This is a genomic window from Comamonas sp. UBA7840 (assembly GCF_002501455.1).
Taxonomy (GTDB): domain Bacteria; phylum Pseudomonadota; class Gammaproteobacteria; order Burkholderiales; family Burkholderiaceae_C; genus Comamonas; species Comamonas jiangduensis.
In genome coordinates this window covers 50559-63171 of record NZ_DLTI01000001.1, presented here as the reverse complement: position 1 = coordinate 63171, position 12613 = coordinate 50559, and the positions used below count along the sequence as shown (strand labels likewise).

Genomic DNA, 12613 nt, shown 5'->3' with positions numbered 1-12613 from the left:
CTGGATGGAAATCAACACCCTGACGGAATTTCCTGCACTGCGGGTGCTGGCGACCACTGTCGTGGTTAATGAGGGTTGGCCTGGCCATGCAGCAGGTCAATTCGCCTTTGTCACTACAGACAAAAATGAGGGTGCACACCCGTACACCATTGCCTCTGCATGGAAACAGGACACCCCGCACCTGACTTTCATCACTAAAGACCTAGGTGACTACACCAGCCGCATGCGAGCAAGTCTGAAGGTTGGCATGCCAGTCACCGTAGAAGGACCTTATGGCTGCTTTGACTTTGAGGACACGCAGCCACACCAGATCTGGATCGGCGCAGGCATCGGCATTACCCCCTTCATTGCTCGACTTCAGCACCGTGCGGTTAACCCGCGTACCAGGACAGTTGATCTGTTTCATCCGACCGCAGACTACGATCAGTCTGCGATAGATCGGCTCACGGCAGATGCCGCAGCCGCCGAGGTTCAACTACATCTGTTGGTGGATGGTAAAAATGGCCGACTGAACGGTCAGCGCATCAGAGAGGCTGTGCCGCAATGGCGCAATGCAAGTATCTGGTTCTGCGGACCTGCTGGTTTTGGGCAAGCTTTGCGCGAAGATTTTTGTGCCCAGGGACTGCCTGCCGAGCGGTTCCACCAGGAACTCTTTGATATGCGTTGATGGGCGTTGTTGCACTACAGAGACTTCCCATACAAGCAAGCGCTGATGGTTTTTTTTTTGATGGACCTGACTGCCGTAGTGCTCAAGAGGCGTAAAACGAGGAACAGACTGCACATCTACAGACGGGGTTTTGCACTTTGGTGTGCGCCCCAAGAAACAAACCGCGCAGCAGGGCTCCATTCAAATCTCGTGATGTCCTTGGACTCACAATGCAACAAGCGAGCTTGTCTGCTGCTGGTCTGACCTGTCTATTGCATCTTTGATTTCACGTCTGGCAAGTTAAGGGGGTGGGCTTAAGCGATGATCTCGCCTGGCCTGGTACTGATATGAGTGGCTTCGTAGCTGCGTTGATGTGTCATCAACGCCCAGAGGATGCGAGCATTTTTATTGGCTAGAGCCACGACAGCCTTTTGCCATCCACTGCGCTGTCTCAAGGTGATAGCCCATTGGGAGATGGGATCGAGGTTGTATTTACCCGTGAGCAACACTGCTTTGGCTCCCTGTATCAATAGTGAGCGCAGGTAGCTGTCTCCACGTTTGGTGATAGATCCCAAGCTGGATTTGCCACCGCTGGAGTTTTGTCTGGGCGTTAATCCCAGCCAAGCAGCGAACTGTGAGCCATTCTTAAATTGTTTGAAGTCGCCCACGGTGGCCACAACAGCCGATGCACTTAGCGGCCCAAGCCCTTTGATGCCAGCAGCACGCTGAACTTGCTCATCATCTTTGTAATGAGCATTGATGCGCTGCTCACACCAATGAATGTGGCCATCGAGTTCCTGCCAGTGCATCAATGCTTGGTGGAGCACAAGGCGAGCTGTACCAGCAATCTCGTTGCTGGCATCCTCCAAGATGTCATGTAAATGCGCACGTAAAACTCTGGGGCTTTGCGGTAGCACAACCCCAAACTCAGCGAGCAGGCCACGGATACGATTGATACCTGCTGTGCGTTCTTCTTTGAAGCCTTCACGCAGTCGGTGCACACACAGCATACCCTGCTGGTCGATGGACTTAACAGACACAAAGCGCATCTGTGGGCGGCTAGCGGCTTCACAGATGGCTGCAGCATCATTGGCATCGTTCTTGCCACCTTTACCTTGCATGCGATATGGAGCAACCAAGGTCGCAGCGATCATTCGTGCGTCTAGCCCCATGCCTTGCAATTGTCTGCACCAGTGGTGAGCTCCACCGCAAGCTTCCATGGCAACCAAGCATCCAGCAGGCAATTGAGCGCACCATGCCAAGAACTTACTGCGCTGAATGGCTCGGTTGGTGACCACTTTGCCTTGGGCATCTACTGCGTGCACTTGCAGCACATTCTTGGCGATATCCACACCGACACGGATGATGGTTTGCATGGCACAACTCCTGGTGAATGACGAATGAACTTCACTTACTTTGTACCTGACACTGCCCTGCAAACAGAGTCAAGAAAGTGGGAAGTCTTTCGTATTCAAATCGTTGCTCAGCAAGCTGTAGGCTTGCTGCAAGAGCCAGCCCCGTAAGCCCCGCTACCGAACCGCCAACTGGAAACAGTACAACGCAGCCCTTAAAGCTCGGGTCTCTTTGACGGTGTGGCTGGACAAGCGCATGTGCTGGTTTGCCGCTGCCAGCGACAAACGCTGCACGCACTCCGAAGTTCTCTGATGCCGCTATTCAATTTTGTTTAACGCTCAAGAACCTGTTTGGCCTGGCACTCAGGCAAACCACTGGGCTAGTCGAGTCGGTACTGCACTTGTATGGGCTTGCTTGGCCAGTACCGGACTTCAGTACGCTGTGCAGGCGGCAACTCGATTTAAACGTCCAGATTCCGTATACCCGCAGTAAAGTTGGCTTACACCTACTAGTCGATTCAACAGGCATCAAGTTCCTGGGTGAAGGCGAGTGGAAATGCAAAAAGCATGGCCCTGAGCGCCGCCGTCAATGGCGCAAGCTGCACATCGGCATTGACGCCAAGACACTGCAGATTCGAGCCATCTGTGTGACATCGAACAACGTCAGTGACGCTGCAGCGATTCCTGATTTGCTACAGCAGTTGCCTGCGGATGAAACGCTAGAGAGTCTGACGGGGGATGGTGCGTACGACACACAGCCAGCCTACGAAGCTGTCATCAGGCGTGGTGCTATCCCAATCATTCCTCCACGCAAGAATGCTCGAATTCGTAGGGGAAGTGTCTTTGATTACCGCAATGCAGCCATTACTGCATGCAAGCGGCTAGGGCGCAGTATCTGGAAGGGCTGGATTGGCTATCACCGGCGAAGTTTGGTGGAAACCAAGATGCACTGCATCAAGCGGCTGGGCGAGCGAGTGATGTCTCGGACGTTTGAGCACCAAGTTAACGAGCTGCACATACGAGCAGCCATATTGAATCGATTCACAGAACTGGGCCGTCCTCAGACGGCAGCCGTGGCATAGCCACGGCTGGGTTTGGGGTAACTTGCCTCAGACTAGATTTGTGCAACAACGCCTATCAATACATAAAAAAGCCAGTGGTAGCTACCACTGGCTTTTTCTTTTTGGCTATTGAGTTAGCTGCTTATCCAGGATCAGCCACAGGCACCGATGTAGCCACAGGCGGTGCAGAAAGAGCAACCGTCTTTTTTGATCACAGCATGGGCGCCGCAATCTGGGCATTTGGTGCCACTCATGGTTGGAGTGGTTGCGGGGGCAGGAGCAGGTGCTGCGGAGGTGGAGGGTGCAGGCTGTGCCTCGCCACGGTTGGCGATGATGGCTTGGATGGCGTAGGCCAGCAGTGCTACCTCGCTGTCATGCCAAATGGGCATGCGGCTGCCGTCTTCCTTGTCACGCCAGCCGTAACGGATGGGGCCGCGATCCCAGGCCACTTTGCGCAGGTCTTCCAGTGCTTTCTCGAGGAAACCGCCACGTGCTGCCAGTGACAGCGAGCGCATGGTGGCCGTGATCCATTGCTGGCTTTCGCCGGTTTGGCCCACCGGCATAAAGAACTCGATGGGGCGCTCTACGCCGTCCACCAGCATAAAGCTCACCACCAAGTACAGGCGGCGTGCACCGTCATGGGTGAAGTATTCGATTTTGTCGACCACTGCATTCAGCGGACCTTCGGGGCGGCGCTCCACGACAGCAGCGATACTGCTGCTGTGGGTGGCTGCTGCAGCAGGCTTGGGAGCTTCGGTGGGTTTGGGTGCTTCCACCGACAGAACCGCTCCGAGTGTGTCATTAGGTCGATAGGTGGCGCAGCCCTTCAGGCCAGCTTTCCAGCTTTCCATGTAGAGGTTCTTGAAGTCCTCAAACGGATAGTCGGCTGGGATGTTGACGGTCTTTGAAATGGCGGTGTCGATGTAAGGCTGAACCACGCGCATCATCGCCACGTGCTCGGCTGCAGTCATTTCCAAGGCGCTGACAAAGTAATCGGGCAATGCAGCATCTGCACCGAACATGGCCTTGAATATGCGGTAAGCATGGTCTTCGACCGTGTAGTGCGCATTGCCACCGTCAGCGGTGCGTTTTTTGCGGTTGTAGGTCCACGAGAAAGGCGGCTCGATGCCGTTGGAGGCGTTGTCGGCAAAAGCCAGTGACACCGTGCCTGTAGGGGCAATCGACAGCAGGTGGCTGTTGCGGATGCCGTGTTTGCGAATTTCATCGCGAATGGCTTCAGGCAGACGTTGGGTGAAGCCGCTCTTGAGGTATTTGTCGGCATCAAACAGCGGGAAAGCACCCTTTTCCTTGGCCAGCTCCACCGAAGCAAGGTATGCAGCATCGCGCATCTGGCAGGCAATTTCTTCGCCTTGGGCGACACCTTCGTCGCTGTTGTACTTCAGGCGCAGCATGATCAACGCGTCGCCCAGGCCGGTAAAGCCGACGCCAATACGGCGTTTTTGCTGCGATTCCTTGTGCTGTTCGGGCAGGGGCCAGACGGTGGCATCCAGCACGTTGTCCAGCATGCGCACCTGGATGGTCACTGCAGCGCGGAACGCGTCAAAGTCAAAGCGCGCATTCGCAGTGAAAGCATCGCGTACAAACTTGGTCAGAATGATGGGGCCCAAGTCGCAGCAGCCATAGGGCGGCAGAGGCTGCTCGCCGCAGGGGTTGGTGGCCGCAATCGTTTCCGCGTAGTACAGGTTGTTGTCGGTATTGATGTTGTCAAGAAACAAGATACCGGGCTCTGCAAAGTCGTAGGCCGACTTCATGATGGCATCCCACAGCTCGCGCGCAGTGGTCGTGCGGTAGACCCACTTGCCATCCGCGCGCTGGTAGGCTCCGCCTTCAATTTGGGTATCCGAAGGGGTGGCAACGTGCACCAATTCCCATGGACTGTCGTTTTCCACTGCTTGCATGAAGTCGCTGGTGACACCCACGGAAACATTGAAGTTGTTCCAGCGGCCTTTTTGACGCTTGGCGGTGATGAAGTCCAGCACATCGGGGTGGTCAATGCGCATCACCCCCATCTGGGCGCCGCGGCGCGCACCAGCGGATTCCACGGTGGTGCACGATGCGTCAAACACGTCGATGAAGGAGCAGGGGCCTGAGGCGTAGGAGTTGGTGCCCTTGACCTTGGCGCCCTTGGGACGCAGGTTGGAGAAGTCATAGCCCACACCACCGCCGCGGCGCATGGTTTCTGCGGCTTGCGACAGCGCGGTGTAAATGCCGGGGTTGCCGTTTTCATCAAAGCCGTTGGTGGCATCGGCCACGGGCTGTACAAAGCAGTTGATCAGCGTGGCTTTGGTGTCGAGACCCGCAGCTGCCATGATGCGGCCTGCGCCGATGGCGCCTGCTTGCATATTCTGGAAAAACTTCTCTGCCCACTGGGCGCGCAGTTCTGGTTTTTCTTGATCGGCCAGAGCTTGGGAGACGCGGCGGAACAGATCTTCAGCGGTTTGTTCTCCGGCTGCCAGATATTTCTCGGCCAAGACGTCTTGGCTGATAGGTTGCGTGTTCAAAGAAGTCATTGCGTCTTTGTAAAGAAGTAAAAAAATCTAGACATTCTTGTGCCAACACTTGTAAGCAAAAGTTGTGCGCAAGTCGCGAAAAAAAAGAGGCCGGGCGCACTTTGCACGCTCGGCCAGGGGATCGGTTTCAGACCTTGTGGATCTGCTCGGAAGTACATCCGACAAAGGTGATTTAAACCCAAAAACCGAGTGTCCAGCTTGTAAGCACTGCATTGGCAGCACCCTTTGTCAGGGCTATCGCCGGAGCGTGTATGCCCTGCGCAGCGCTCTATTCTAGTGCGATTGAAATTATCAAATAAATAGCATAAACGCTATGACGCATATGCAGATAGCCGCTAATTGTTGGTAATTTCGGCTTAAATAAATTTCGCCGTCAGTCGGTAAGTAGGTGTTACAGGTGTTTGACGAGCACTTGGCTTTTACGGCTCCAGTTGTATTTGGACTTGCGCGCTTCGGGCAGCCAATCGGGGCTGACGGGCTGAAAGCCGCGTTTGATGAACCAGTGCATGGTGCGAGTGGTCAAAACAAACAGCGACTCCAGTCCTTGCTCGCGAGCACGTTGCTCGATGCGTTTGAGCAGTTTTTCACCGTCACCTGTGCCTTGGGCCTTGGGTGACACGGTCACCGCAGCCATTTCCCCAGTTTTGGCCTCGGGGTAGGGGTGCAAGGCGGCACAACCAAAGATCACACCATCGTGTTCAATCACGGTGTAGCTGGCGATGTCGCTTTCAATCTCGGTGCGATCACGTTTGACCAAGGTGCCGTCGTTCTCGAAGGGCTCAATCAGCTGAATGATGCCGCCCACATCGTCAATGGTGGCCTCGCGCAGTTCTTCGAGTTTTTCATCGATCACCATGGTGCCGATGCCGTCGTGCACATAAATTTCCAGCAGCAGCGCGCCATCTACCGCAAACGGCAGGATATGGCTGCGCTCCACACCATGCTCGCAGGCACGCACACAATGCTGCAGGTAAAAGCCGGTGTCGGTGGGCAATTGGGGCGGTGGCAGTTGCGCCAGCAGTTTGCGTGCTTGTGCCAGAGGTAGCTCGGTGTCAATCGGGTTGTCTTCGCCCTCAGGGTCTTGGGGGCGGGTGCGCACGCCGGGCACTTCGGTCAAAAAGAGCAGCTTGTCGGCCTTGAGCTCGCTGGCCACGCGGGTGGCCACTTCTTCCATGCTCAGGTTGAAGGCTTCGCCCGTAGGCGAGAAGCCAAAGGGCGAGAGCAGCACCATGGCTTCCGAGTTCAGTGCGCGCTGAATACCTTCACCGTCCACCTTGCGCACCAGGCCGGAGTGCATAAAGTCCACGCCGTTGACGATGCCCACCGGGCGCGCGGTTAAAAAGTTGCCGGACATCACACGCACGCGGGCACCCGCCATGGGGGTGTTGGGCAGGCCTTGGCTGAAGGCGGCCTCAATTTCATAACGCAGCTGACCGGCCGCTTCTTGGGCGCAGTCCAGTGCCACGCTGTCGGTGATGCGCACGCCGTTGTAATAGGCGGGCTCTTGCCCTTTGAGGCGCAGTTGTTCGTTGACCTGGGGGCGAAAGCCATGCACCAGCACAATTTTGACGCCCATGGCCTGGATCAGTGCCAGGTCTTGCACGATGCCTTGCAGCTTGCCTGCGGCAATCGCCTCACCTGTGATGCCCACCACAAAGGTCTGGTGTCGGAACTTGTGGATATAGGGGGCCACGGACCGGAACCAAGGGACGAAGGTGAAATTGAAAACTGTGGACATGGATGGGCAACGTGCAAAGGGAAAAAGGCTTGCCATTCCCCTCGGAATGCAAGCCGTTGTGAAGTGTAGCGGTGTAGATGGCTGCTGCGACGCTTTTTGTGTCAATGTACGATTCGTCAACAGCGAAGGCTTTAGGGGCGTGCGCTTTAGCGGCGAATGAACCACATGGCCATGCTGGTGGCAAAACCCGCAACGCCGGCCAGCAAGAGCAAGGGGCTGGCGTAATACAGCACCGTGAGTATGAGATCGTGGAGGGTGGCGTTGTCTAACATCGCGAGCTCCTTTCTGGCAAATGGGTGGCGCTCCCATGGGTCTGAAATTACATAGCCTTCAGCGCTGCAGGCGTAGGCCAAGGGCGATAGCTGTGCGCGGGGCTTCCCGCAGGGGGACACCGCCTTGCGGTGGGGCGTTGCTGCGAAGGCGGTCGAGTATTTCAAAAATAAGAGCTGTAGGCGCTTGTAGTTCATGGGTTTTGAATGCTATGGATAGGAAAAATAAGCCTGCATAAGCGTCAGATGCTTTGATATCAATAGCGACCTATCTGCAAGCCTTGCTGGGGATGGGGGCAACGCGCGCTGTGGTTAATGGTTTGACGGCCCTTCAATCCAAAGCATCGGTGCGAGAATTCAGGTCAGCGGTCAGTTGCACCGCCCTTATTCCATGCCCCGTTGGGGCTGACTATTAAGCCGCCGTGTTGTCCGTCCGGTGGTGGATTTTTGAATCGGAAACTTCATGACTACATCTTTTGCCCGCCGCTTGGCGATCAAGCAGGCGCTGCTTGCTGTTGCCGCAACTTCTGCCTTGGCTTCTTTCTCGGCATCGGCTGCCGACAAGGCGCTGCGTGTTTCGGCCATTCCTGACGAAGCCCCCACCGAGCTGCAACGCAAATTCAAGCCCCTGGGCGAGTACCTGTCCAAAGAAACTGGCATGAAGGTAGTGTTCACCCCCGTGAGCGACTACGCCGCCGTGGTGGAATCGCTGGCCACCGGCAAGCTGGATATGGCGTGGCTGGGCGGCTTTACCTATGTGCAGGCCAAGATCCGCACCAAAGGCACGGCCAACCCCATCGTGCAGCGTGCGGAAGACGCGGTGTTCACCTCGCGCTTTATCACGGCCGATCCCGCCATCAAGACCCTGGAAGACCTGAAGGGCAAGACCTTTGCCTTTGGCGCACCGTCGTCCACCTCGGGCAGCCTGATGCCGCGTTACTTCATCCAGAAGGCCGGCATCAACCCAGAAAAAGACTTCAAGAACGTGGCGTACTCGGGTGCACACGATGCCACCGTGGCCTTTGTGGCCGCCGGCAAGGCCGATGCGGGAGTGCTCAACACTTCGGTGTGGGACAAGTTGGTAGAGGCCAAGAAGGTAGACCCTGCCAAGGTGCGCGTGTTCTACACCACCCCCGAGTACTTTGACTACAACTGGACGGTGCGTGGCGATTTGGATCCTGCAATCACCAAGAAGCTGACCGACGCTTTCTTGAAGCTGGACCCGGCCAACCCTGAGCACAAGGCCATCATGGACTTGCAGCGTGCCTCCAAGTTCACTGCCTCCAAGCCTGAAAACTACCAAGGCATTGAAGACGCTGCCAAGGCCGCAGGCCTGCTGAAGTAAGCGCAAGTGGTGCGGCATCTGCCTTGACCTGTCTGTGGCTGTGCTGCAGGCAGGGCAAGGCAGTCTGCTGCGCGTCGGTCTTTGATTTCAATGCCAAATTGCCTACAAAGGCATATGCACCAAGCGCTGACAGCTATGGTTGGCGGAGCATATTTATGAGCTTTTTACTGCATAACGTGGGGCTTACCCACAGCAATGGCTATGTGGCGCTGGCAGATATCAGCGTGCAAGCCCAGCAGGGCGAGAGCATTGCGTTGATTGGCCCTTCCGGTGCGGGCAAAACCACCTTGCTCAACACGATTGGAACGGCCTGCAGCCCCACCCAAGGGGCGATCACGGTGTTGGGTCAGGCGCCTGCTGCAACGGGTGCAGCCTTGCGCCAGTTGCGCACGCGCATCGGCACCGTGCACCAGGCGGCCCCCATTCCGCCACGCCAGCGCGTGGTCACCGCCGTGCTGGCTGGCAAGCTGGGGCAGTGGCCAGTGTGGAAGTCGCTGGCTTCGCTGCTCTATCCGCAGGACATCGCGGGCGCACGCCAGGCGCTGCAGCGCGTGCATCTGGGGGACAAATTGTTTGTGCGTTGCGACCAGCTTTCGGGCGGCCAGCTGCAGCGTGTGGGGATTGCGCGCGTGCTCTACCAAGAAGCACAACTGATTTTGGCGGATGAGCCAGTGTCCGCTTTGGACCCCACGTTGGCGCTGGAGACGGTGCAACTGCTGGTGCAAGAAGCCAAAGCGCGCAATGCCACCTTGGTGGCCAGCTTGCATGCGGTGGAGCTGGCGCGCACGTGCTTTGACCGCTTGATTGGTATCCGCGATGGGCGCATTGCTTTTGATGTGCCTGCGGCAGATGTGCGTGATGCGCAGTTGCAGGCACTGTACGCGGCAGAGGCGGCGCCGGTGACGGTGGCGCCCGATTGTGCGCCGTCGCATGCTGCGGTTGCTGCGGTGTCTATGCCAGCCCATGGGTGCCGCTGATGCAGCGCCGCATGATGGGGGCTGACGATGCCGTCGCTGGCACAGGCATTGGCACGTTGCATGACCCGGCTGGGCCACGCCGTTTGTGGGGCGCGGTCATTGCGCTGGTGGTGCTGTGGCCGCTGTTTCAGGGTGCAGGCTTTCAGCTGTCGTCTTTGCTGGATGCGAACAATCTGCACGTAATCGGCGGTTTTTTGGCAGGCTTTGTACCACCAGAAACCAGTGCGGAGTTTGGTGGCTACCTCTGGCAAGCCACGCTGGAGACCTTGGCGATTGCCACGATGGGTTTGTTGCTGGCTTTTGTGCTGGCCGTGCCGCTGTCGTACTGGGCCAGCAGCGCTGCACGCGAAAAGGCTACGCAAAACCCGCTGGCGCGTGGTGTGCTCACCGTGCTACGCGGTATTCCCGAGCTGGTGTGGGCGCTGGTGTTTGTGCGCGTATTTGGGCTGGGCCCTGCAGCCGGGGTGCTGGCGCTGGGGCTGACCTACGGCGGCATGCTGGGCAAGGTCTATGCCGAAATTCTGGAAAGCGAAGACGGCACTGCCGCACGTGCTTTGCTGCGCACGGGCAGCCCACGTGCAGTGGCGCTGCTGTATGGTTTGTTGCCGTTGGTCTCGAAAGAGCTGGTGTCGTACACCGTGTACCGCTGGGAATGCGCGATTCGCGCCTCCGTGGTGATGGGCTTTGTCGGGGCAGGGGGGCTGGGGCAGCTCATGGATCAGGCCATGAAGATGCTCAATGGCGGCGAGGCCTGCTCCATCTTGCTGGTTTTTATGGCGCTGGTGCTGCTGGCCGATGCCTTGTCCAACGCGCTGCGCCGCGCGCTGGATGCCACGCCGGCAGCCCGGGCCAGCGCCTGGGGTGTGCGCAGCATGGCGGTGCTGGCGGCATTGCTGGCGGGGGTGGTGGCCAGCTGGCAGTTGCTGGACATGGACTTGTGGGCCTTGTTCACGGGCGATGCAGCTTCAGCCATGGCTGACTTTGTGACCGGGTTTTTCCCTCCGGATACCAGCCGTGAATGGTTGTGGGCGGTGGCTGTGGGGATCTGGGAAACTTTGGCGATTTCCGTGGTGGGCACGCTGCTGGCCGCGGTGGCTGGCATGGTGCTGGCGCTGCCCAAGTTCCGTGCGCCGTGGAATGTGGTGCTGAACGTGCTGCGCTCGGTGCCTGAACTGGTGTGGGCCACCATCACAGCGTTGGCCGTGGGGCTGGGGCCTTTTGCAGGGGCTTTGGCGCTGGCGTTGCACACGGCGGGAGTGCTGGGCCGTTTGTATGCGGAGGCGCTAGAGAATGCACCCGTTGCGCCTGCACAGGCCCTGCGCCGCTCGGGCAGCTCACGCGCGCTGGCATTTTTGTACGGCACCTTGCCCGGCGCTGCGCCACAGTTGCTGGCCTATACGCTGTACCGCTGGGAGATGAACATTCGCATGGCAGCCATCCTGGGCTTTGTAGGGGCGGGCGGGCTGGGCCAGCTGCTGTATTTCAAGCTCTCGCTGTTTCACTATGCAGAGGCCAGCACGGTCATCATTGCGATGCTGCTGCTGTCGATTGCGGTGGACCAAGCCAGTGCGTGGCTGCGCCGTGCGATGCGCTAGCGATGCTGGCGGTAGACCGCGTTGAACGATAAAAAAGGCGCTGCAGGGCGCCTTTTTTTATGGGTGCGCTGCATGCGTTGTGTGGTTTCAGGCGGCAGCTTGCGAGGTGGTTTCCTCGGCACCCGCAAAGGTTTGTGCCGTCTGTATATGGGGCACGATCACTCGCAGCAAATAGGGCGTGACCACCTCATCAATTTGGTGGCGCATGCCTTGCAGCGTATGGAACTGCGCGCCACCAATGGAGCGCGCGGTGGCTGCGCCGCCGCTGGGGTGAACAATACGGTCTTTGTCCCCATGGATCACCAGTGTGGGGGTGTCAATTTTGTAGAGTTGCGCTGAGCGGTCGCCAGAAGCCACGATGGCTGTGACTTGGCGTTCATAGCCGGGAATCGCCTGCTCGGGTGTGGTGCGCTGCCATGCCAAAGCTATGTAGTTGCGCCATGCGTCTTCAATGCCTGGCAGTTTGGGGTTGCCGATGTGGCGCATGAATTTGACGTATTTGTCTTGTGCGGCGGGCAACGTCCAGGCGGGTTTGCTCAACAGCATGCGCAACACGGTAGAGCCTGCGGGTTGCCCTACGCGCTTGTTGCCTGTGGTGGAGAAGATAGAAGTGAGTGAGCGCACTTTGGCTGGGTAAAGCGCCGCCAGCGACTGGGCAATCATGCCGCCCATGGACATGCCGACAACGTGGGCCTGGGGGACATGCAAGTGCCCCAGCAGCAGTGCAACGTCTTGGGCCATGTCATCCAAGCGGTAATGGCCAGTGGGGAGTACGCCGCACAGCAAACGCCAGCGTGGCGGGGGAAGCTGGTGGTTCAGGTGTGTGCTGCGGCCAATGTCGCGGTTGTCCAAGGTGATAACGCGCAGCCCTGCAGCAGCGAGGCCGTCAATCAAATCCAGCGGCCAAGATACTTGCTGCAACCCTAAGCCTGCGACCAATACGACCGCGGGGTGGTGTTCCTGGCCATAACTGCGAAAGCAAATGCGTATGCCGTTGGGGAGATCGGCAAATTGGTCAAGGTCAGGATCGGCGGAGGGAAAGCGGTGTTGCATAAAAAGGTATCTACGGCGCAGCCAAGGGTGCGGTGTAGCGATGAGC

Annotated in this window: 8 protein-coding genes and 2 pseudogenes; 5 read left to right on the top strand and 5 right to left on the bottom strand. The window is 57.9% G+C overall.

What is annotated here, in order from left to right:
* A pseudogene (locus B3R00_RS00305) lies at positions 1-667 on the top strand (ferric reductase); the annotation flags it as partial.
* Between the two features lie 293 nt (positions 668-960).
* On the opposite strand, the gene B3R00_RS00300 reads toward B3R00_RS00305, so the two are convergent.
* Positions 961-2022 carry an IS110 family transposase gene (locus tag B3R00_RS00300; protein ID WP_286996727.1) on the bottom strand — a complete coding sequence of 354 codons (1062 nt, stop codon included), beginning with the start codon at positions 2020-2022 and terminating at the stop codon, positions 961-963.
* Positions 2023-2155: 133 nt separating this feature from the next.
* Here B3R00_RS00300 and B3R00_RS00295 point away from each other — a divergent pair.
* A pseudogene (locus B3R00_RS00295) lies at positions 2156-3080 on the top strand (IS5 family transposase); the annotation flags it as partial.
* 131 nt (positions 3081-3211) lie between these two features.
* Here B3R00_RS00295 and B3R00_RS00290 read toward each other — a convergent pair.
* The 3 genes from B3R00_RS00290 to B3R00_RS00280 form a co-directional block, all read right to left on the bottom strand.
* On the bottom strand, positions 3212-5590 hold the full coding sequence (locus B3R00_RS00290; protein WP_286996726.1) for an adenosylcobalamin-dependent ribonucleoside-diphosphate reductase: 2379 nt from the start codon (positions 5588-5590) through the stop codon (positions 3212-3214).
* A gap of 391 nt (positions 5591-5981) precedes the next feature.
* Positions 5982-7328: an amino-acid N-acetyltransferase gene (gene argA, locus B3R00_RS00285; RefSeq protein ID WP_219162156.1), complete on the bottom strand. Its 1347-nt coding sequence runs from the start codon at positions 7326-7328 to the stop codon at positions 5982-5984.
* Positions 7329-7474: 146 nt separating this feature from the next.
* The gene (locus B3R00_RS00280; protein ID WP_257469047.1) at positions 7475-7600 is read right to left on the bottom strand and encodes a hypothetical protein; all 126 of its coding nucleotides are present in this window, start codon (positions 7598-7600) and stop codon (positions 7475-7477) included.
* 460 nt (positions 7601-8060) lie between these two features.
* Between B3R00_RS00280 and B3R00_RS00275 the strand changes: the two genes are divergently transcribed.
* The 3 genes from B3R00_RS00275 (at position 8061) to B3R00_RS00265 (ending at position 11514) form a co-directional block, all read left to right on the top strand.
* A complete protein-coding gene (locus B3R00_RS00275) occupies positions 8061-8942 on the top strand; it encodes a putative selenate ABC transporter substrate-binding protein (RefSeq protein WP_286996725.1) in 882 nt (293 codons plus the stop codon).
* A 155-nt stretch (positions 8943-9097) separates the two neighbouring features.
* A complete protein-coding gene (locus B3R00_RS00270) occupies positions 9098-9919 on the top strand; it encodes a phosphonate ABC transporter ATP-binding protein (protein ID WP_286996723.1) in 822 nt (273 codons plus the stop codon).
* Between the two features lie 14 nt (positions 9920-9933).
* Positions 9934-11514: a PhnE/PtxC family ABC transporter permease gene (locus tag B3R00_RS00265; protein ID WP_286996730.1), complete on the top strand. Its 1581-nt coding sequence runs from the start codon at positions 9934-9936 to the stop codon at positions 11512-11514.
* An 87-nt stretch (positions 11515-11601) separates the two neighbouring features.
* On the opposite strand, the gene B3R00_RS00260 is transcribed toward B3R00_RS00265, so the two are convergent.
* Positions 11602-12567: an alpha/beta fold hydrolase gene (locus B3R00_RS00260; RefSeq protein ID WP_286996721.1), complete on the bottom strand. Its 966-nt coding sequence runs from the start codon at positions 12565-12567 to the stop codon at positions 11602-11604.
* Between the last annotated feature and the right edge of the window lie 46 nt (positions 12568-12613).